This is a genomic window from Nocardia sp. NPDC051463, from assembly GCF_040681975.1.
Taxonomy (GTDB): domain Bacteria; phylum Actinomycetota; class Actinomycetes; order Mycobacteriales; family Mycobacteriaceae; genus Nocardia.
The window spans coordinates 1-21,061 of the sequence record NZ_JBFBAB010000006.1; the positions used below are offsets into that span (position 1 = coordinate 1).

The window sequence follows — 21,061 nt, forward strand, 5'->3', positions numbered from 1 at the left end:
ACGCGCCGAAGGCGCAAGTCTCGACGGCTCGGAAGCGAGACCAAGGGGGCCGCGAACACGCAGCGCCGAAGGCGCTGCAAAGACAACACAGTAGGATTGCTGGGTGTCTCCGGCCGATCGTGCGAACAGTCGACGCCGCCAGCCTCGGCGCCGCGGTTCGGCCGCCAACGCGGCGAAACCTCGCATGCGCACGGTCCGAGAAACCTCGGCGGGCGGGCTGGTCGTCGATGGATTGGATGGTCCGCGGGAAAAACGGAGCGCGGCACTGATCGGGCGCACCGATCGCCGCGGCAGGTTGTTGTGGTCGCTGCCCAAGGGCCATATCGAAGAGGGCGAGACCTCTGAGCAGACGGCGATCCGTGAGGTGGCCGAGGAAACCGGAATCAACGGAATAGTGGTCGCCGAACTGGGCAGCATCGATTATTGGTTCGTCACGGAGGGTCGGCGGGTACACAAGACCGTGCATCATTATCTGCTGCGTTCGGTCGGTGGCGAACTTTCCGACGCCGATGTGGAGGTCACCCAGGTGGCGTGGGTTCCGTTGAGCGAGTTGGATTCTCGATTGGCATACGCCGACGAGCGGCGTCTTGCCGAGGTGGCGAATCGGATGATCGACCGGATGGAGACCGGCAAGCGATGACGCGTGGACTGTTCCGGATCATCGTGGCGGTCCTGACCATTCTCAGTTCGGCGACGGTGGCGCCGATGTTGCTCACACAGCATGCGGCGGCACAACCGACCGGGTCGAGCGGTTCGTCGGCACCGAAATTCTTGAAGCTGTCACTGGATTCGGTGACTCCGACTGCGGTGACCACGGTCAGCGATCCACTGCTGACGGTGTCGGGCACCATCACCAATATCGGTGACCGGGTTGTCGACAATGTCATCGTCCGCATTCAGCGCGCCGCCGCGGTGACCTCGCCGAGCGTGTTGCGCTCGACGCTGCGCCTCGATCAGGTCAATTACGACGTCACGGGCCCGTTCGAGGATGTGGCCGAGCGGTTGAGCCCGGGGCAGCGCAAGCAATTCACGTTGAGTATCGCGCTGCGCCCCGGCGGTCGTGATTCGACATCATCGCTGGATATCACCGCGCCCGGCGTATATCCCTTGTTGCTGAATGTGAATGGTGAACCGGCCTACGGCAGTCAGGCTCGGCTCGACGACGCCCGTTTCTTGCTACCGGTGCTGGGTGTTCCACCGACGACGGATGCCGAATCGGGCAGCGCTGGGGCACAGGCCGTGGCTGCCGCGACGGATGCGCCGGTGGCGACGACGCTGCTGTGGCCGCTGGCCGACCGCCCCCGGCTGGTCGCGGGCGTCCCTGGTTCGGTGAACGGGAAGGTGGAGTTGACCGACGACGAGTTGGCTGCCTCGCTCGGTAAGGGCGGCCGCCTCGATCAGTTGCTCGGTGCACTGGAATCGGCGGTGAGCACGAACATCGGCCGCGATCGGTCCTTGGCTAGTGCGGTGTGCGTCGCGGTCGATCCGGATCTGCTCGGCACCGTGCAGGCAATGACCAAGGGTTATCGCGTGCTGGCGAGTCCGTCCGACCCGGATGGTGCGACCAGGCCGGGCACCGGCGCGGAGCAGGCTCAGACCTGGCTGGACCGGTTGCGTGCGCTTGCCGCGTCGGTGTGCACGGTGGCTTTGCCTTTCGCCCAGGTCGATATCACGGCGCTGGCGGCGGTGAACGACCCCGATCTGTCGGCTCGCGCGCTGGACGCGCCTGCCGACATCGTCGACTCGATCCTGGCCACCCGATCGGTGCGCGGGGTGAGCCTGCCCGATTCCGGCAGTATCGACACCAGCGCCGGGATGTTGTTGCGCAGTCACGGTTTCGGAACTGCGGTGCTGGCGGATACCGCCGCTGCCACGGTCGGTTCCGCGAGCTCGAATGACTCCTCGCCCACAACCGGTGACACGGGGCGCACCACCAACGACCAGCCCAAGTCGACGCTGAGCTCGGCGAGCCAGACGATTCCGGATTCCGCGGCGCCGGATATCGTCCGATTGCCAGAGGTCACTGCGGCATCGCCCGGGGCGAACAGCACCGAGGTCTCGGTCCCGGAGCCCGCGCCGACCGTAAGCGTGGCGCCGACCGCTGCCGCGCCATCCACCAACGGCACGAACCCGAACAACCCTGCCCCACCGGCAGGCCTGGTGCCGGACCCGGTACTGCATGCCGCGACCTTCGATATCTGGTCCGCGACGGCGCTCGCCGCGGTCGGCTCCAATCCACCAACGCCGTCGTTCACGCCCGCGAAGGTGCGCTACGACGTCACCAACGACTCACGGATGGCTCGGCTACAGGACGCACTCGGCGCCGTCTCCTGGACCGCGCTGAACCCGCAGCCGAATCGGCCGCGCTCGTTGCTGCTCGTCCCACCGCAGCAGTGGGGCGCCAGCCGGGACGAGGCCACCGCGCTGCTGCGCCAAGTGGAACTGTTGATGCGCAATAACCTCGCCACACCACGCGCGTTCCACGAGCTGCTCGCCGAACCGCCCGACGGTGAGCCCTATGAGCTGGACTATCTGCCCCAAGCAGCGCAGGACGCAGTTCCTGCCCGCTTCGTGCTGCCCACCCGCGACCAAGGGCATCGGATCAGTGAGCTGATGCGCGCGCTGGTCGAGTTGCCAGAGGCGGAGCCGACCCCGCGCCAGTTCCTGACCCCGCTGCGCGATGACCTACTGCGGGTGCTGACCCTGTCCGATCGACGGACCGGCGATGCCACGCAGCCCGACACCTTCGCGCAGCGACGGCTCGACCAGACCACGCGGACACTGGACAGTCTGTACCGATCGGTCACCGTGCTGCCGCCGGGCGGGGTGTACACCCTCGCCTCCGAGCAGAGCCCGTTGTTGCTGGTTGCCCGCAACGAACTGCCGGTCGCCATTCGCATCAAATTCCGGATCGAGGCGCCCGCGGAGACGAAAATCACCGATATCGGAGAACAGGTGCTGCCGCCGACCGGGACTCGTTCGTTCCAGATCCCGACCGAGGTCAGCGACAGCCGCAACCTGGTCATTCCCATCTTCCTTACCACGCCCGACGGAATTTCGCTCGGCAATCCCACCTCGGTTTCGGTGCGCTCGAACGCCTACGGTCAGGCGTTGGCAATAATTACCGCGTGTGCCGGAATACTGCTGTTTCTGTTGGCCGGGCGTCGGTTGTGGCGTCGGTTCCGCGGCCAGCCGGATCCGGCGGACGAGGGTTTCGATCCGCCAACCCGGCGCCGGGTGAACAGGTATCGGCGCGCGCGGCAACGAGTACTTCGGCAACAGGAGCACCAGGAGGCACCGTGAGGGACCCGAACAAAGGGCCCTCACCTGCATCGATTGGCTGTCCCGCGGTGCGGGATGGCACAGTGGTGGACAATCACGTTGCGCCCTCGGCGCGGCCGATCGGCCGCGGGCGGTCGGTAGAACTGGGGAGTCACGGTGAGCGGAACAGTCGAAATGCTGCTCACCGAACCGCCGAGATTCAGCTGTTCCGGCGGGTACAGGAGGCATGATGAGCGACGATGACTTATCCGCTCATCGGTATCGACCTGGCGATAGGTACGACGGGCCACCGGCCCGCCGCGCCCCCGCGGCGCCGTGGGAACGTCGATTGCCACAGTCCGACGAGGCTCCGGAAATGAATTCCGGCGATCCCTACCGTGACCCGGGCAGGCCGATGCCGCGGATCAGCCAACCGGGAGGCCAGCCGCCGGGACAGCGGATGGCGCCACCACCGCCTTCCGCCCCTATTCCGCGACTGCCGGGCCCGCCCCCGCCTTCCGGCCCGATCCCGCGACAGCCAGGCCCGCCGCAGCGGCCTGCGCCACGCCCGCATCCGGGTCAGCGCCAGTACCCGGTACCGCCGGCCAACCCGGTGCCACCACCGGGGCCGAGTCAGGCCCGCCCGGTGCCGCCGAACCAGGGACGTCCAGGACCGGCCCAGCCCAACCGAGTGCCACCGGAACGCTTCGCGCCGCCGCCTGCGCGGCCGCAGCCGCAGCCGTACCCACCGCAACAGCGGCAACGGCCGCCTGCGCCGCCTCAGCGCATCCCGGCGGACAACCGCCCGACCACTCGTGAGATGGCGGCCCAGAGCACGCACGCGGCGGATGACCAGCAACCGAAGCAGAGCGCGAACTCACGCCTGCTGCGGGATTCCGGTTCGATCGCGATCGCCACGCTGGTCAGTCGCATCACCGGGTTCGGCAAGCAGTTGCTGCTGCTCACCGTGCTCGGCCCGGCCATCGCCAGCTCGTTCACCTCCGCGAGCCTGATCCCGAACATGATCACGGAGCTGGTGCTCGGCGCAGTGCTCACCGCCATGGTGGTGCCAACCCTGGTCCGTGCCGAACAGGAGGATGCCGACGGCGGCACCGCCTTTGTCCGGCGGCTGGTGACCGCCGCGTTCACGGTGCTCGCCACGGCCGCGCTACTGGCTACCGCGGCAGCACCGATTCTGGCGACCCACGTCTTCGTCTCCTCCGACGGCAAGGTCAACACCGCGCTGACGACAGCGCTGACCTTCCTGCTGCTACCCGCGATCCTGTTCTACGGCATGTCGGCGCTGTTCACCGCGATGCTGAACACCCGCCAGGTGTTCAAACCCGGTGCGTGGGCGCCGGTGCTGAACAACCTCGTGGTGCTCGTCGCCCTGGGGCTCTACGCGCTGACACCGGGGGAAATCACCCTGAACCCGGTGCGGATGAGCGATCCGAAACTGCTCGTGCTCGGTTGCGGTGTCACACTCGGCGTGATCACTCAGGCGGTGAGCCTGTTGCCCGCGATCCGCAGAGAAGGCATCGACCTGCGGCCACTGTGGGGCATCGACGCCAGGCTCAAGCAGTTCGGCACCATGGGCGGCGCGATCATCCTGTACGTCCTGATCAGCCAGGTCGGCCTGATTTTCGCCAACAACATCTCCTCGCACGCGGATGTGGCGGGTCCGGCGATCTACTCGCAGGCCTGGCTACTGCTGCAACTGCCCTACGGCATTCTGGGCGTCACGCTGCTCACCGCGATCATGCCGCGCTTGAGCCGCAACGCCGCCGCGAACGACACACCAGCTGTCGTGGACGACCTCTCGGTCGCCACCAGGCTGACAATGATCGCCCTGATTCCGGTGGTCACCTTCCTCACGCTGGCGGGCCCACAGGTGGGTGAGGGGCTTTTCGGCTACGCACGCTTCGCCGAGGATGCCTCCCGCCTCGGCCACGCGGTCAGCTGGTCGGCCTTCGCACTGATCCCGTATTCGCTGGTGTTGATTCACCTACGCGTGTTCTATGCCAGGGAACAGGCCTGGACGCCGACCTGGATCATCCTCGGCATCACCGGCGTGAAGATTCTGTTCTCGGCGCTGGCGCCGGTAGTAGCGAGCAGCAGCGACGAGGTCGTCATTGTGCTCGGTGTCGCCACCGGCCTCGGTTTCACCGCGGGCGCGGTGATCGGCGGCTATCTGCTGCACCGCAGCCTCGGTGATCTACGCATGGCCAATGTCAGCCGGACGGTGACCCGCGTAGTGCTGGCGTCGGTCGCGGGTGGTGCGGTCATGCTGATCGTGGACAAGGTGCTCGGGCTGGATCGGTTGTCGGGCGGTATCGGCTCGCTCCTGCGCGTCGCGGTGTCGGCGATCGTGATGTTCGCGGTGGCGTTCGGGTTGATGCGCCTGGCCGGGATTCCGGAAATCGTCGGAATCACCGTGGCGATCTCGCGGCGGCTCGGCCTCACGCCGCCTGCCCCGGACCTCGATCTGGACAGCCCGGTCGAGGACATCTACGCCACGCAGGTGTTCCGCAGGCCTGATCCGTATGCCTACCCGCAATTCGACCCGTATATGGATGCCCAGACCATGGTGCTACCCGTGATCAGAGGCGATGCTGTTGACATCACCGGCAAGGGCGAGTTCCCGTACCCTGTTCGGCAGAGAAGCACAAGTGGCGAATTCGCCGGAACCTCGACATATCAGGGCGAAGGAGGACCGAGGGTGAGCGACGACGCGGCAGCGGGCGGCGGCGTCCCGGCCGCCGATTCTTCTGCGGCCACGGCAGGCGGGCTCTCCACAGACGTCCCGCCGAATGCCGGGGATGCGTCGGATCCCGCATACGCGAACCAGGAGGCCGACACCGGTCCGCCTGATCGCGATTCGGGACCGGCACCGGGCGAAGGCAAGTTCCACGCGCCGGAACGTGATCCGATGTACGACACCGGCATGATTCCGATCCCGCCCCAATTGCCGCCCATGGGCGGCGATCCGAGCGGTCGTCGAATTCCGCGCGGCCCCAAGCTGATTCCCGGTGCCTCCGTCGCAGGCGGACGCTACCGGCTGCTGGCAGGCCACGGCGGTTCCCGCGGGCTCGAGTTCTGGCAGGCCCTCGACATCAAGCTCGATCGCGAGGTCGCGCTGACGTTCGTCGACGCCGATCAGAAGGCGAGCGAGAATTCCGGGCACGACGGCCCGCAGGCGATCCTTTCGCGCACGCTGCGGCTGGGCCGGATCAACTCACCCGGTCTGGCGCGGGTCCTCGACGTGGTTCGCGGCAGCTCCGGCGGCATCGTGGTGGCCGAGTGGACACCGGGCCGGTCACTACGTGAGATGGCCGAGACCGTGCCGTCGCCGATCGGCGCGGCCCGGGCGGTCCGGGCGCTCGCCTCGGCCGCCGAACTCGCCCATCGGGGCGGCGGCTCGCTATCGATCGATCATCCGGATCGGATTCGGATCAGCGCATCCGGCGACGCGGTGCTCGCATTCCCGGGCACCCTCGGCGATTCCGACGCGCAATCGGACGTGCGTGGTCTCGGCGCGATGCTCTATGCGCTGATCACGGCGCGCTGGCCGATCCGTTCCGGTGGCATCACCGGCGCCGCCGCGACGATCGGTGGCCTGCGGTTGGCCGATTTCGGCCCCGACGGCACTCCCATCGAACCGAGGCAGATCCGGCCCGAAGTGCCGTTCGAGATCTCGGCGGTCGCGGTGCGCTCGCTGGAATCGAACAAGGGTGTCCGTACTGCTGCGACCGTGCAGCACGTGCTCGAGCAGGCGTCGGTAGTCGATCAGAAGACCGACTTCATACCGGTGCTCCGGCTCGGTCAGCGCCCGCCGAGCAGTGTCGACGAATCGCTTGCCGATCCCGAGCTGCTCGCCGCGGAACGGGAACGTTCGCAGCGGATGATGTGGATCATGGTCGGGCTCGGCATCCTGGCCGCGCTCGTCGTCGGCATCGTGATCTGGTGGATGGTCAGCGTCTTCGCGCCCGGCGCGTCCGAGGCGCCGCTCAACGAGCAACGCAATATCGGTCTGACCACGAACAGTTCGCCCGCGCCCGCACCCACGCCAGGATCGAATCCGACCCCTGCGGGCGGCGTTCCACTCGCGGTCACCCGGGTGTCGGTGTTCTCTCCGGAAGGCACGCCCGACGGCATCGGCAGTGTGGGGGCGGTGCTCGATCACGATCCCGCCACCCTCTGGCGGACCGATCAGTACTTCCAGCAGTTTCCGGCCCTCAAGAAGGGGATCGGACTGATGGCCACGCTACCGAGCCCGGCGAAGTTGACGAATGTGTCGATCACTTCGCCGAGCCCGGGCACCGCCGTCGAAATCCGTACGTCGCCGACCGCGTCGCCGACGCTCGACCAGACCCAGCTGATCGGCTCTGCGCGATTATCCGACGGCGACACCGATATTCCGGTGCGCACCGACCAATCCGCTCGCTATGTGCTCGTCTGGATCACCGGACTCGGCAACACCGGGGCCCAGTTCCAGACCTCGATCGCCGAGATTCGTTTCGACGCCGCGCCCTAGCTACCCTCCGCCGCTCGCCGCATGTGTTCACACCGTGCCGCCGCTGAGTGGTGTTCCGGCCTTGTCGCCGTAGGGTTTTCGCGCCGCTGTCGCGTCCCGATCGGTCTGGTTGCTGCCGAATCGTGACTGACGATATGATCTATTCCGCGCTCTCAGCAGGGGAGCTTCCGGGGTTCTGGTGTTTCGATCCTGGATGCTGCGAAATTTTCGGTTAGCGGTCGCCTGTGTCCGTTTGCCATCGTGAGCGCTGTCCAAGGGGTTGGCCTTTGTCCGAACTGAACGACGAGTCCTGTGGGGGGAGATCGCGGCCGGTGACCTATCGCGAGCGCTCGTTCATACCCGACGAGCTCACCGACATCGAACTGCTCCACGCCCATGTCCGTGGTCAGCGGCATGCCTTCGCCGAACTACTGCGCAGGCACAACGACCATCTCTGGCAGACCGCGTTGCGCACGTCCTACACCCGCGAAGATGCCGCCGACTGCCTCCAGGACGCATTGCTCTCCGCCCACCGCACCGCTGCGTCGTTCCGCGCAGAGGCAGAGGTGCGCAGCTGGCTGCATGCGATCGTGGTCAACGCCTGCCTGGACCGGATCCGCCGCAACAAGACCCGGCGCGCGATCTCGCTGTCGCCGGAGACCATGCCGGAACCGCGCGATGAGCGCGACAATATGGCCGAACTGGAGATGTCGCTCGTCATCGACCGCGCGCTGTTCTCGCTACCACCTGACCAGCGGACGGCGCTCGTCGCGATCGACCTGGAGGGGTATAGCGTGGCGGAAGCGTCGGTGATGCTCGGGGTTCCGGAAGGCACGATCAAGAGCCGGTGTGCGCGCGCCAGGCAGCGACTACAAGAACGCTTGGAATTTCTGCGGGATCCGGGGAACCGGAAGTAGCCGAGATGCGTCATTAATAGTGACGAACCGCTAGACGATGTACTTGCAATCCCCCCGCGTGGGTGGTGGGATCCGACGTCAGACGAGAGAACCGGAGGTGCGATGGCGACCCGATCCGTACCGCAGCCTCCGTTCTCGACCGAGCTGCTCGCCGATCTCCATGCCGACAACATCGCGCCCGAGCTGGGGGAGCAGTTGTGGCCCGCGGTCCGGCGCGACCCCGATGCACTACGGTATCTGGACTCGCTCGACGAGGTGAGCGCGCAGCTGCGCACCTTCGGCGAGGACGATCGCATCATCCATGCCATGCCTGCCGATATCGCCGCTCGGCTGGAACAGTTCGTCGACGGACTCGACTTCGAGGAGGAGCCCGCCGAGCAGGTGGCGACCATCCACCAGCTGCCGTTCGCTGCCCCTCCTGAATCCGGTTACGCCCCAGTGGTTTCCGACCCGCAAACGCGACCACCCGGCATCGCCACCCCGGTCTCCCTGGATGAACGGCGCGGGCGCGGACTCCGCTGGCTCGCCGCCGCGGCGGCCGCGGTCGCGGTGGTCGCCTGCGCCGCCGTGGCGGTGTCGACGTTCGGCGGCCGTGAGGTCGCCCCGACCGCCCAGCCGACCACCGGCAACGTCGAACTCGGTGACGATCTGAACGCCACCGCCGCGCTCGCCGCGCTCGGTCGACACGATGTCACCGGCGCACTCGGCAACCAGGCCGCCCTGAACCGCTGCGTGCAGGCCAACGGCCTCGACCGCACCGTCCTCGGCGCGACCAACACCACGTTCCATGGCCAGGCCTCGGTGCTGATCCTGCTCACCGGACCGCGCCCGCACAAGATCACCGCACTGGTCGTCGGGATCGGTTGCACCACCGACGATCCGCAACAACTCGCGCTCACCGACATCGGGTGACACGGTCGAGGCGTCGACCACACCCTGGCCCGGGAACAACAACGTTTAGGCTGTTGTTGACCGACACGTCCCAAGATTTCTCCCTCGGAAGGGTCACATGAGCACGCCAGTTCGCGACTTGATCATCGTCGGCTCCGGACCCGCCGGCTACACGGCCGCCGTCTACGCCGCCCGCGCCGAACTCCAGCCGCTGCTGTTCGAGGGCACCCAGTTCGGCGGCGCACTGATGACGACCACCGAGGTCGAGAACTTCCCCGGCTTCCGTGACGGCATCATGGGCCCGGACCTCATGGAAGAGATGCGCGAGCAGGCCAAGCGGTTCGGTGCTGACATCCGCACCGAGGACGTGGACGCGATCGACCTGAGCGGCCCGATCAAGACCGTGACCGTGGGCGACGAGACGCACCAGGCCTACGCCGTGATCCTGGCCATGGGTTCGGCCGCGCGCTACCTCAACGTGCCTGGTGAGCAGAAGCTGCTCGGCCGTGGCGTGAGCGCCTGCGCCACCTGTGACGGCTTCTTCTTCAAGGGCCAGGACATCGTCGTAGTCGGCGGTGGCGACTCCGCGATGGAAGAGGCCACCTTCCTGACCAAGTTCGCCGCGAGCGTGACAATCGTGCACCGCCGCGAAGAGTTCCGTGCCTCACGCATCATGCTCGAGCGAGCCAAGGCCAACGAGAAGATCAAGTTCGTGCTCAACGCCGAGGTGGCCGCCGTCAACGGTGACACCAGTGTGACGAGTCTGACGCTGCGCGACACCCGCTCCGGTGAGACCTCGGAGCTCGCCGCGACCGGTCTGTTCGTGGCGATCGGTCACGACCCGCGCAGCGAACTGGTCAAGGACCAGGTCGAACTCGACGACGAGGGCTACGTCCAGGTGCTGCACCCGTCGACGGCAACCACGGTGCCCGGCGTTTTCGCCGCCGGCGACCTGGTCGACCACACCTACCGGCAGGCGATCACCGCAGCGGGCACCGGCTGCCGCGCGGCGATCGACGCCGAGCGCTGGCTGGCCGACCAGGGCGACATCACGTCCAACACGTTGGGCCATGCCGGCACTCCGGTCGCCGTGCCCGCCAACTGATCTTCATCACTTTTTTCATCTCGAGGAGTTAACCCATGTCCAAGAGTGCCAACACGGTCACCGTCACCGACGCGTCCTTCGCCGATGACGTGCTGCTCAGCGAGAAGCCTGTGCTCGTGGACTTCTGGGCCGACTGGTGCGGTCCGTGCAAGATGGTTGCCCCGGTGCTGGAGGAGATCGCGGGCGCGCACGCGGACAAGCTGACCATCGCCAAGTTGGACGTGGACGCCAACCCGGGCACCGCCCGCGATTATCAGATCCTTTCGCTCCCAACTATGATGCTGTTTTCCGGCGGAAAGCCGGTCAAGCAGATTGTGGGAGCCAAGGGCAAAGCCGCCCTGTTGCGCGAACTCGACGGCGTCATCTGACGCGAAATCGAGTCCCCAAAGGCCGCCGTTATCCAACGACGCGCCGTTAGGATGCCTGGACTCGGGAATTGTCGAATTCCCGTCCGGGTCTGAGACAATCGACCGACCTCCGGTCGTGCGAGAGGCGTAAGCCATCGCATGAGTGGGTACCCGGGTTGACGGAAGGAAAGGGCTCTCACGCATGCACCGACTTCGTCACGGCGATACCGGTCCAGCCGTCGCCGAGGTTCGGAGCACCCTGGCAAGTCTCGGGTTTCTGCACGCTCACGCCGTCGGCACCGATCACGCCGATGCGCGAGAGTATTGGAAGGACACCGACGCCTCCTTCGACCGTCAGCTGGATTCCGCGGTTCGCGCCTTTCAGCAGCACCGCGGACTTTTGGTCGATGGCATCGTCGGGCCGGCCACCTATCGAGCCCTCAAAGAGGCGTCCTACCGTCTCGGTGCCCGCACCCTGATCTATCAACTGTCCGCACCGCTCTACGGTGACGATGTGGCAACCCTGCAGCGCAGGCTGCAGGACCTCGGTTTCTACGTACATCGGGTCGACGGCTACTTCGGCCCGCACACCCACGAAGGCTTGACCGCGTTCCAGCGGGAGATCGGGCTGTCTTCCGACGGCATCTGCGGGCCGGACACGTTGCGGTCGCTGGAACTGCTCGGTGCCCGCGTCACCGGCGGCAATCCGCATCGCATCGCCGAGGAAGAAGTGGTACACCGAGCGGGGCCACAGCTCACCGGCAAGCGCATCGTCATCGATCCCGGCCTCGGTGGTCAGGACAAGGGGCACGCGGTCCCCACGGAGTACGGCGACGTCTACGAGTCGGAGATCCTGTGGGATCTGGCCAGTCGGCTGGAGGGTCGGATGGCCGCCACCGGCATGGAGACGTTCCTGTCCCGGCCGTGGGGCGCCAATCCTTCCGATGCCGAGCGGGCCGAGACCTCCAACGCTTTCGACGCGGATCTGATGATCTCGCTGCGCTGTGCGACCAACCCGAGTCCGTCGGCGAACGGGGTGGCGAGCTTCCATTTCGGTAACTCGCACGGCTCCGTATCGATGATCGGTCAGGTGCTGGCCGGCTTCATCCAGCGTGAGGTCGTCGCACGAACGTCGTTGCAGGACTGCCGACTTCACGCCCGAACCTGGGATCTATTGCGGCTGACCAAGATGCCGACCGTGCAGGTCGATATCGGCTATCTCACCAACGAATACGACGCGACGGTGCTGACGAACCCGCGGATGCGCGACGTGATCGCCGAAGCCATCCTGATTTCGGTGAAGCGGCTGTATTTGCTCGGTCAAGACGATCAGCCAACGGGCACATACACTTTCGCCGAACTGCTGGCCGAGGAATTGGCTGCGGCCGACCGCATGTAGGGCGACTCGAACTCCGAAACACCTACGCCCCCGCCGACTTCGGTCAGCGGGGGCGTAGTCGTCTGCGCTGTCGGCAGGCTAGGGCGCACCGATTCGAAAGGGGACCGTCAGCGCCGCCGCCGCGAGCAGTTGATCAAGGGCCCGCTCCACGTCTTCCTTCCAGCCGTGGTCGGAGTCGAGCTCGAGACGCAGTCGCGGGAACCGGTGGTGCGGCGCGATCACCTCGAAACCGACGTCCTCGAGGAAGTCCGCGTCGATCATGCACGTTTCCGGCGAGCACTTGGTGGCCGCGGTCGCCGAGCCCGAATCACGGACCGGGGAGCCGATCCGCTCCATCAAGGTCATCGAACCCAACGATCGATCCGACATCGCTTTGGTCGGGGGATCGGTGCGAATGCCGAAGGCCTCCAGCGCCCGAACACCGCGGCGCACCAGATCCGCCACCACGGCCGAGATGAGCTGGTGAGCTATGTCGGCATCAGAATAGGGGAATTCGGCGCTCAGCGTGGTCAGCAAGACCGCGTCCGGGCTTACTGGTGATGTGGGGAAGAGCGCGGCACGCGGCACAGCACTGGGTGGCGAATATAACGCGCAGCCCGCCACGTTGCCGCTCACGTTGGCCACCTGGCCGCACGAACCCCATTCCAGCATCACTGTCGAGAGCCAGGCCTCCTTCTCGAAGACCGGATCACTGAACTCTCGCGAGTTCTCCGCGACAGCGGGATCGATCTCCCAGAACACACAACGCCGAGCGTGTGTGGGGAGCTTGTCCAGTCCGCCGAGGGTAAGTGCTGTGACGCTGGTCGACACCGCTCTACTCAGCCTCCAGCTGTCCGATTCATCCACGCTCACGCCGCATCAGTACTTGCTCGCCAGCAAGAATAAGCGATCAACGAGATCCCGCCTCATTCCACGTCACTGTGCTATTGGTCAGGAGCGGTACGCCGGTCCCACCGAGGGTCACGCCGACGCCGCACCCCCTCTATTTTCCGCGCCGTCACTGTGACGTTTCGGCGCCAGGCCTGTACTTATCGGAAACACAAGGCCATTTTTGCCATTCTCGTCACGTGCCGAGCTGCTGTTGCTCCATCATGCCGACGATCCGCTCGAGATCTTCGACCGAACCGAACTCGACAACAATCTTGCCCTTGCGCTTGCCGAGACTCACCGTGACCCGAGTGTCGAACGATTCCGACAACCGTTCGGCAACGTCCTGCAGACCCGGCATGTGGATCGGTTTGCGTCGGGGAGCGGTCGGGGCGGCGGCGTCCGGATCACGGTTCGCCAAGGTGACGGCTTCTTCGGTGGCACGGACCGACAACCCCTCGGCGACGATGCGCGCGGCTAGAACCTCTTGGGCATCCGCTCCAGCCTCGAGACCTAGTAGGGCACGAGCATGTCCCGCCGACAGCACGCCGGCCGCCACCCGCCGCTGCACGGGGATCGGCAGCTTCAACAGACGGATCATATTTGTCACGACCGGTCGGGACCGGCCGATTCGCGATGCCAATTCCTCGTGGGTGACATCGAACTCTTCGAGCAGCTGCTGATAGGCCGCCGCCTCTTCGAGCGGGTTGAGCTGTACTCGATGGATGTTCTCCAACAGTGCGTCGCGCAGCATGGATTCGTCTGCGGTCTCGCGGACGATCGCCGGAATCGTCGTCAAGCCGGCCTCTTGGCAGGCCCGCCAGCGGCGCTCGCCCATGACGATCTGGTATCGGTCGACCGCAGGCTCGACCCGACGCACCACGATCGGCTGCATCAGACCGAACTCCCGAATGGAGTGCACCAGCTCGGCGAGTGCCTCTTCTTCGAAGACATGCCGCGGCTGCTTGGGATTCGGCTCGATCTGCTCCGGGCTGATCTCGCGATAGATCGCGCCGCCGGGGGAGGAGAGCTCCTCCTCGGTCGGATCGGGGACCCGGTGGAGGAATGCGGAAGCCGGTTGCGGGCCGATCGGATCGAGACCGATGACCACATTCGCCGCGGCACTGCCGAGACCCGGTGTGGCCGCCGGCCCTGTCGGGATCAATGCGGCAAGGCCGCGCCCGAGCCCACCCTTCTTCGCCTGAGTCATCGGTCTACCGATCCCTTCTCTGTTCGCCACCACGCCAGTCCAACCGACCGCTGCGGGTCATTGCGCGCCTTCTGCTGCCCCACGCCGGGGCACCGAACGCGCCGCCATCTCACGACCAGCATCGAGATAGCTCATCGCACCCCGGGAGCCTGGATCATAATCGAGCACCGTCATTCCGTAGCCCGGAGCTTCGGAGACCTTCACACTGCGGGGGATCACCGACCGCAACACCACGTCGCCGAAGTGCCCACGCACCTCCTCCGCGACCTGGTCGGCCAGCTTGGTCCGGCCGTCGTACATCGTGAGAACCACGGTGGAGACGTGCAATTCGGGATTGAGATGCGCCTGCACCAAGCCGATATTGCGCAGCAGCTGACCGACACCCTCCAGCGCGTAGTACTCGCACTGGATCGGGATCAGCACCTCCTTGGCCGCGACCATCGCATTGACGGTGAGCAGCCCGAGGGATGGCGGGCAGTCGATCATCACGTAGTCGATGTCGTAGCCCGCGATGTTGGCTTCCTGGATCGCGGCCTTGAGCCGACCCTCCCGAGCCACCATCGACACCAGTTCGATCTCCGCACCGGCGAGATCGATAGTGGCCGGAATGCAGAGCAGGCGCGGACTGTGGGGGCTCTGCTGAATCGCGTCCTTGACCGAGATCTCACCGATCAGCAGTTCGTAACTCGAGGGAACACCCGAGTGATGCTCGACGCCGAGGGCAGTGCTTGCGTTGCCCTGCGGATCGAGGTCGATCACGAGAACTGTCATCCCTTGGTGCGCAAGGGCGGCCGCGAGGTTGACCGCTGTCGTCGTTTTACCGACGCCACCCTTCTGATTGGCAATGGTGATGATGCGCTGCTCGTGCGGTTTCGGCACTGTCACCTTTCCTGGATGCAATATCTGACTGGCGCGTTGCGCTTCGGCCGCGATCGGGGTCTCACTGGCGGAGATGTGCCCGAACGGTGTGCTTCCGAAGGCCTCCGCATCGAGATTGCTGGAGTCCAGCATTCCCGGCACGCGCGACGTAGTTTCCCGTGAAACATTCGCCGGACCACCGCTCGACATAGACAGCTCCTAACGCGAGAACCTCAAATCACGACCCCCCGACATGCGTCGGCGCCGTGTCATCAATAGCTGTGTCGGATCGAACATGATGCTCAATCGGAACCGCGGCGCCCGATCGACCGAGCGGAGCTCTCGCCGCTGTGACACCCTCCGTGGCACCAACGCTCACGCCCGACGGTGACTAGCTTGCCAGCACCGAGCGTGATTAGAAAGCTGAATCGCGGCAACGCACGAAGGACACGCAAATCTGCGGCGATTGATCCTGGCGCGGTCGATATTTCGACCACCCGAGCCAATGTTTCACATGAAACGTCGTGCCGAATCCGAAGTTACGCAAAGTCGATCCGACGCCGCAACGCGTCGTCAGCCGAGATCGGATCGGCCTGCATCTCACTGACAATGTTGGCGACGTCCACCTCCGCACGTCACCACGACAGACCACGCGATGCGTCAGGCCGTTGCGCGGGAGGCGGATCCCGTTGTGCCGATCAGCCGCACCGCATGGACATTCACCGGCCGTCGTCGAGTCGCGGCGCTGGACCGCACTCGGTGTAGTTCGCCCACATCGTCAAGGTGAGACGTCACAGCGTTGAGTCTGGCCGTTGCGTCGCACCGGATCACGCATCACTCTGCTGGTTCGATGCTTCGGTCCGGCCCGAACCGTCGTTCCGCTGAGCCGTGCCGTCGAGTCACCCCCGGGTCACACCGTCGAGGCTGCGTCGGTGGTACCGCGACCCTCGCTGTGAGTTGCTATTGCCGTATATATGCCTCGATGCCGTCGAGAATCCTCGCGAGGCCGAATTCGAAGCCGTCGAGTGGCGCCTCGTCGACGAGGTACGCCGGGTCTTCGAGCACCTCCGCGACCGCGTTCAGGTTGCGAGCGCGGAGCTGCTCGTCCAAGAACAGACGGGTCGCGCGGATCGCCTGCCGTTGATCGGGATTCACACGCCGCAGCGCCGCCGGGGCCGGAGTGCGGCGCTGGAGGTTGGCACCGTACCGCGCGTGGCTGTCGAGGAGGTACGCACAGTTCAGCATCTGCTGTGCCTGCATGCCGGTCGGTTTGAGGACGGTGAGGAGAGCATCCAGCCAGGCTGCGTTGTGCGGTGTCAGCGGGATGGTCGTCGGAGCGTCCAGCAGCCATGGACGCGACAAGAAGCGTTGGAAGAGCTGACGCGACCACAGCGTCGCCCCGCCTCGCCAGTCACCGTCCTGCAGCGCAGGCGGATCGCCCCAGGCGCGGTCGGCCACGAGCGTGATCAGCTCATCTCTCGAGCTGACATAGCGGTACAACGCGTTGGTGGTCACGCCGACACGACTGGCCACCTTCGGAAGCGAAGCCGCGGCGAGACCCTCCTCGTCGGCCAGCCGCGTCGCGACCGCCACGATCTCTTCGATCGTGTGCGCCGGCCTGGGACCGCGCCGCCGTCCGGTGTCGACGACACCCCATGCCGTAGCCAGACCGGGTGGTAGCGACTCGGGAACGCCGAGCTCGACCTGCCGTGCCGCATTACCATCGGCCGCCGCTCCGTGGCTCTTAGGTGGGGTCATAGCCGGAATCCTTCCAGGGGGCTTCTAGAACAGTAGACGGCATGCACAGTTCCCATTATTGTGCATGTCATGAACAGTTCACTGCATACACAGAATTTCTTCCCGGATTCCGCTCGTCGCTGGGTCGGGGTTGCCGCGATCCTCGGTGCCGTCTTCGCGATGGCCGAGCTTCCGCTCTACTTCATCGTGCCGTCCTGCGACCCGCCGAAGTGCAGCGTCGACACCGGCAGCCTCATGCCGGACTGGCTGATCCTCACCCGCACGCTGTTCAACTTTCTCGCCCTCACACTGTTCCTGGTCTTCATGACCGGCATCCGGCCACTGATCACGCGGGCAGACGCTCGCTACGAATGGTTCGGTGCGCTCGCCGGCACCGCCGGCGCGGCCTGGACGATCTTCGACATGGTCGCCAAAGGCCTGGAGGGCGGCACCGCGATCAAGACCGCCGCTCGGATCGACCCGACCCGAACCGTTCCCACCTACCTGCTCTACGGCACGATCAGCCACCTGATGCTGCTCGTCTTCGGCCTCGCCTTCGGGTACGCGGTCTTGCGCAGTCGCGCTCTTGCGCGATGGATCGGCTGGTCCTCATTCGCAATCGCAGCCCTGCATCTGGCGGGTGTGCCGTCGATGTTCTTCGGCTACAACTCGTCGCGGTTCTACGCATCCAACGGTTGGGGCGCGGTCGCGATGTTCAACGGCTACGCGGCCATCTGGCTCGCGATCGTCGGTGTCGCGATCCTGATGAAGAAGACGCCCCAGAGCGTCGAACTCCCTCTCACCGCTCGCGCATGATCGCACGCGTCGCCGTCACGACACTTCCTGACGGAAACCCCGATCCCCGCCTTCCCGCTATTCGTCCTGCCGAAGCGGCCCTCTTCCGAGTACCGCGAGGAGGCAGCCGACAAAGGTGTTCGTGGCGGCGACGAACGCGAAGAGGAGTGGGATCCACGCGCTGAAGGCCCGGGCGAACAAGACCGGTCCGATCAGTTCCGCCCCACGAAAGGTCTTGGAAGACGGCGAGATACCGCCCGAGAAGCTGGGGCTGGGTCATCTCGGCGACCAGCGCTTAGACACGGAACACCCTGCACGCCTCGACCACCGAGCGCCTCATCGCCGCCTCACGCGCCCTCGGGAGAATCCGCGTCGCCTCCGGCGCCATGCCGATCGCCCGGCCCGGCGGTGCATCGACCAAGTCGCGCGACACGAGGCGCGTGCTCTCTCGTTTCACATGAAACATCGGCCGAGAGCGTGCCGGCTAAGTCGCCTTCCGAGGCTGCCGCGCGGCGCGGCGCGGCGATCGCTCGGCTCGGGGGAGCCGCTCGGCGCTGATCACCACAGTGGGCGTCGATACTATTCCTGCTCCGCATTCGAGGACAGTCGCGTTGCCTGCACCCGCGGTGACCAATGCAGCGCCGTCGCGCTCGAGTTCCTCGGCGGCGCTGACCCCCTTGAGTGCAAGCATGCGTCCGTGATCACGGAGCAGGGGGAGCGACCATTGCGCCAGCTTCGCCAGAGGTGCGACTGCACGGGAGGTGACCACATCCGCGCCGCCCGCTTCCTTCATCACGCCCGATTGTTCGGCCCGGCCACGCACCACTGTGATGCCGAGTCCGGCCGCCTCGATGAACTCGCTGAGGAAGATGGTTCGACGCAGCAACGGCTCCACCAAAGTGATGCGGAGGTCCGGGCGCGCGATGGCCAACGGGATTCCAGGCAGGCCGGCACCGCTGCCGATGTCGACCACCGTCGCGCCTTCGGCGATCAACTCGCCGAGCACCGCACAGTTCAGGATGTGCCGATCCCAGAGCCGAGGCACCTCTCGGGGACCGATCAGGCCACGCTCCACTCCGGCGGTGGCCAGCGCCGCACAGTAGCGACGCGCGAGATCGAGACGATCACCGAACACCGTCGCGGCGATGGCGGGCGGTTCCAGCTCAGCCGGCAGTGCGGTGGCTCCACCTAGGTCTCGTTCCACGTGAAACTTCCTTCCGAGCTCGAGCCGATCGGGCAGCAGGCGGGTGGTCAGTCGACTGCTCGCACAATCGGCCGCAGGCGTTGAATCAGGCGACAGAGGTGACATGTGACATGAACACATGAATAAGGGCCCCCGGTCCGAAGACCAGAGGCCCTATCCAACCATTGCTCATCCGGCCGCCAAAAATGGCGTCCGGGAAGGCGGTTCAGGAAGGTACGACGACCACGTGCCGATTCGGCTCTACGCCTTCGCTCTCGCTGCTGACGCCATCAACCGCGGCCACCGCGTCGTGCACGATCTTCCGCTCGAACGGCGTCATCGGCGCCAATGGCTCCGGCTCACCCGACTCGAGCACCCGCTGCGCGGCGGCCGTCCCCAGCGCGCTCAACTCCGCGCGACGCTTGGCCCGCCACCCGGCTACATCCAGCATCAGCCTGCTGCGTACACCGGTCGTCTGCTGCACGGCCAGCCGAGTCAGCTCCTGAAGCGCGTCGAGCACCTCGCCGTTGCGGCCGACGAGCTTCGACAGATCGCGACCGCCATCGATGCTGACGATCGCGCGGTCACCCTCGACGTCGAGGTCGATATCACCATCGAAGTCGAGCACATCGAGCAGCTGCTCGAGGTAGTCGCCGGCGATCTCGCCCTCTTCGATCAGAGCTTCCTCGGCGTCGCTCGCGACATCACCGGGCTCCGACCCGGTCTCTGATTCACGACCCGTCGTGGTGTCCACCATCGTCGTCGTCGCCACAGTGGCGTCCCCTCCGTCGGTCTCAACAGTCATTTGATTTCCTTCATCTGCTTATCGCGCGGACCCGGCGCCGGGCGCCGGCCGGAAACGCGATCAGGGGTTGCTCAATGCGTTCAGCGCCGGCGCTTCTGGTTCGCACGGCCTCGGGTTCCCGGCCGCCGCTGGCCACCGGGCCTGCGTTGTCCGGATGCCTTGCCTGCCGCAGGTTTCGCGGTGCCGTTCGTCGACGGGGGAGCGTCGGCCGACTCGTCGTCAGTCGATTCTGCGGCGTCAACCGCGGTCTGCTTCTTCTTCATACTGACCGGCTTGGCACCCGGCTTCGGCGCGTTCTGCGCACGCAGCTCCAGCTTCGCCTGCTTCTTCGCTTCTTCTTCCTTGGCCATCCGGCCGAAGACGAGGTGCTGCTGCCCGTAGGTCCAGATGTTGTTGGACACCCAGTACAGCAGGATGGCGATCGGCAGGAATGGACCACCGACCAGCACGCCGAGCGGGAACACCCACAGCGCAAGCTTGTTCATCATCGCGGCCTGCGGGTTGGCGGCCGCCTCGGGAGTCTGGCGCTGGACAGAGGCCCGCGCGTTGAAGTGGGTGGCCAGACCGGCGATGACCATCAACGGGATCGAGACGAGGGCGATGCTCAGCTTCGACGGCACACCGCCGTAGTCGGCGAACGCCTCGAGCTGACCCATAGGGCTGGTAATAAAGGCCGAGATCGGGGCACCGAAGATACGCGCCGACAGGAACGACTGGACGTCGGTGGCGCTGAAGACATAGTTCGGCGTGTGCGCGTTGTCGTAGGCCGACATACCGAGCTGTCCGATACCGGTACCCGTGCGGTTGAAGGAGCGCAGCACATGGAACAGGCCGAGGAACACCGGCACCTGCGCCAGGATCGGCAGGCAGCCCATCACAGGGTTGAAGCCGTGGTCCTTCTGGAGCTTCTGCATCTCCACCGCCATCTTCTGGCGATCGTTCTTGTACTTCTTCTGCAGTTCCTTGATCTGCGGCTGCAGCTCCTGCATCTGCTTGGTCGTGCGGACCTGCTTGACGAATGGCTTATAGAGCAGCACCCGCAGCGTGAACACCAGGAACACCACGGCAAGGGCCCAGGTGAGTCCGTTGTCCGCGCCGAACGCGAACCCGAAGACCCGATGCCAGAACCAGAGGATCCAGGACACCGGGTAATAAATTATGTCGAGCACGGCT

Annotated in this window: 16 protein-coding genes; 9 read left to right on the plus strand and 7 right to left on the minus strand. The window is 65.8% G+C overall.

The genetic code is table 11. The features are described from left to right. Positions 1-103: 103 nt before the first annotated feature. The 8 genes from AB0M74_RS11210 to AB0M74_RS11245 all read left to right on the plus strand — a co-directional run bounded on the left by AB0M74_RS11210 (position 104) and on the right by AB0M74_RS11245 (position 12,433). A complete protein-coding gene (locus tag AB0M74_RS11210) occupies positions 104-640 on the plus strand; it encodes an NUDIX hydrolase (RefSeq protein ID WP_328407709.1) in 537 nt (178 codons plus the stop codon). Beyond that, a complete protein-coding gene (locus tag AB0M74_RS11215; protein WP_364904854.1) occupies positions 637-3,303 on the plus strand; it encodes a hypothetical protein in 2,667 nt (888 codons plus the stop codon). Before AB0M74_RS11210 ends, AB0M74_RS11215 begins: the two co-directional genes overlap by 4 nt. 778 nt (positions 3,304-4,081) lie before the next feature. Beyond that, a complete protein-coding gene (locus tag AB0M74_RS11220) occupies positions 4,082-7,795 on the plus strand; it encodes a murein biosynthesis integral membrane protein MurJ (RefSeq protein WP_364904856.1) in 3,714 nt (1,237 codons plus the stop codon). A gap of 311 nt (positions 7,796-8,106) precedes the next feature. After that, positions 8,107-8,691, plus strand: coding sequence for an RNA polymerase sigma factor SigM (gene sigM / locus AB0M74_RS11225; protein ID WP_364904858.1), 585 nt, complete (start codon positions 8,107-8,109; stop codon positions 8,689-8,691). A gap of 102 nt (positions 8,692-8,793) precedes the next feature. Then, complete coding sequence (locus AB0M74_RS11230) at positions 8,794-9,603, plus strand: hypothetical protein (protein WP_364904861.1); 810 nt, start codon at positions 8,794-8,796, stop codon at positions 9,601-9,603. Between the two features lie 97 nt (positions 9,604-9,700). Next, positions 9,701-10,687 carry a thioredoxin-disulfide reductase gene (trxB, locus tag AB0M74_RS11235; protein WP_364904864.1) on the plus strand — a complete coding sequence of 329 codons (987 nt, stop codon included), beginning with the start codon at positions 9,701-9,703 and terminating at the stop codon, positions 10,685-10,687. A 35-nt stretch (positions 10,688-10,722) separates the two neighbouring features. Further along, positions 10,723-11,055: a thioredoxin gene (gene trxA, locus AB0M74_RS11240; protein ID WP_328407721.1), complete on the plus strand. Its 333-nt coding sequence runs from the start codon at positions 10,723-10,725 to the stop codon at positions 11,053-11,055. Positions 11,056-11,236: 181 nt separating this feature from the next. Then, positions 11,237-12,433 carry an N-acetylmuramoyl-L-alanine amidase gene (locus AB0M74_RS11245; protein WP_364904868.1) on the plus strand — a complete coding sequence of 399 codons (1,197 nt, stop codon included), beginning with the start codon at positions 11,237-11,239 and terminating at the stop codon, positions 12,431-12,433. 78 nt (positions 12,434-12,511) lie between these two features. Here AB0M74_RS11245 and AB0M74_RS11250 read toward each other — a convergent pair whose 3' ends face one another. The 4 genes from AB0M74_RS11250 to AB0M74_RS11265 all read right to left on the minus strand — a co-directional run bounded on the left by AB0M74_RS11250 (position 12,512) and on the right by AB0M74_RS11265 (position 17,126). Next, the gene (locus AB0M74_RS11250) at positions 12,512-13,243 is read right to left on the minus strand and encodes a GNAT family N-acetyltransferase (protein WP_364905332.1); all 732 of its coding nucleotides are present in this window, start codon (positions 13,241-13,243) and stop codon (positions 12,512-12,514) included. 253 nt (positions 13,244-13,496) lie between these two features. Beyond that, positions 13,497-14,510: a ParB/RepB/Spo0J family partition protein gene (locus AB0M74_RS11255; protein ID WP_364904870.1), complete on the minus strand. Its 1,014-nt coding sequence runs from the start codon at positions 14,508-14,510 to the stop codon at positions 13,497-13,499. Between the two features lie 57 nt (positions 14,511-14,567). Next, positions 14,568-15,578 carry a ParA family protein gene (locus AB0M74_RS11260; RefSeq protein ID WP_364904872.1) on the minus strand — a complete coding sequence of 337 codons (1,011 nt, stop codon included), beginning with the start codon at positions 15,576-15,578 and terminating at the stop codon, positions 14,568-14,570. Positions 15,579-16,328: 750 nt separating this feature from the next. Then, a complete protein-coding gene (locus AB0M74_RS11265; RefSeq protein ID WP_364904875.1) occupies positions 16,329-17,126 on the minus strand; it encodes a TetR/AcrR family transcriptional regulator in 798 nt (265 codons plus the stop codon). A 69-nt stretch (positions 17,127-17,195) separates the two neighbouring features. On the opposite strand from AB0M74_RS11265, the gene AB0M74_RS11270 reads away from it, so the two are divergent. Then, positions 17,196-17,921, plus strand: a complete 726-nt coding sequence (locus tag AB0M74_RS11270) for a hypothetical protein (protein WP_364904877.1) — start codon at positions 17,196-17,198, stop codon at positions 17,919-17,921. A gap of 463 nt (positions 17,922-18,384) precedes the next feature. Here the strand turns inward: AB0M74_RS11270 and rsmG are convergent, their stop codons facing one another. The 3 genes from rsmG to yidC all read right to left on the minus strand — a co-directional run bounded on the left by rsmG (position 18,385) and on the right by yidC (position 21,057). Then, positions 18,385-19,104, minus strand: a complete 720-nt coding sequence (gene rsmG / locus AB0M74_RS11275; protein ID WP_364904880.1) for a 16S rRNA (guanine(527)-N(7))-methyltransferase RsmG — start codon at positions 19,102-19,104, stop codon at positions 18,385-18,387. A gap of 205 nt (positions 19,105-19,309) precedes the next feature. Continuing rightward, entirely contained in the window at positions 19,310-19,840 is a 531-nt protein-coding gene (locus tag AB0M74_RS11280; RefSeq protein WP_364905335.1) for a protein jag, read from the minus strand. Between the two features lie 128 nt (positions 19,841-19,968). Further along, positions 19,969-21,057 carry a membrane protein insertase YidC gene (gene yidC, locus AB0M74_RS11285; RefSeq protein ID WP_364904883.1) on the minus strand — a complete coding sequence of 363 codons (1,089 nt, stop codon included), beginning with the start codon at positions 21,055-21,057 and terminating at the stop codon, positions 19,969-19,971. Between the last annotated feature and the right edge of the window lie 4 nt (positions 21,058-21,061).

What these genes read in the sequence shown, in the direction of transcription:
- AB0M74_RS11270 (WP_364904877.1), top strand. Translation starts at nt 17,196, where the DNA reads ATGAACAGTTCACTGCATACACAGAATTTCTTCCCGGATTCCGCTCGT.
- AB0M74_RS11255 (WP_364904870.1), bottom strand. Translation starts at nt 14,510, where the DNA reads ATGACTCAGGCGAAGAAGGGTGGGCTCGGGCGCGGCCTTGCCGCATTG.
- trxA (WP_328407721.1), top strand. Translation starts at nt 10,723, where the DNA reads ATGTCCAAGAGTGCCAACACGGTCACCGTCACCGACGCGTCCTTCGCC.
- trxB (WP_364904864.1), top strand. Translation starts at nt 9,701, where the DNA reads ATGAGCACGCCAGTTCGCGACTTGATCATCGTCGGCTCCGGACCCGCC.
- AB0M74_RS11230 (WP_364904861.1), top strand. Translation starts at nt 8,794, where the DNA reads ATGGCGACCCGATCCGTACCGCAGCCTCCGTTCTCGACCGAGCTGCTC.
- AB0M74_RS11215 (WP_364904854.1), top strand. Translation starts at nt 637, where the DNA reads ATGACGCGTGGACTGTTCCGGATCATCGTGGCGGTCCTGACCATTCTC.
- AB0M74_RS11260 (WP_364904872.1), bottom strand. Translation starts at nt 15,578, where the DNA reads ATGTCGAGCGGTGGTCCGGCGAATGTTTCACGGGAAACTACGTCGCGC.
- AB0M74_RS11265 (WP_364904875.1), bottom strand. Translation starts at nt 17,126, where the DNA reads ATGACCCCACCTAAGAGCCACGGAGCGGCGGCCGATGGTAATGCGGCA.
- AB0M74_RS11220 (WP_364904856.1), top strand. Translation starts at nt 4,082, where the DNA reads ATGGCGGCCCAGAGCACGCACGCGGCGGATGACCAGCAACCGAAGCAG.
- AB0M74_RS11280 (WP_364905335.1), bottom strand. Translation starts at nt 19,840, where the DNA reads ATGGTGGACACCACGACGGGTCGTGAATCAGAGACCGGGTCGGAGCCC.
- AB0M74_RS11245 (WP_364904868.1), top strand. Translation starts at nt 11,237, where the DNA reads ATGCACCGACTTCGTCACGGCGATACCGGTCCAGCCGTCGCCGAGGTT.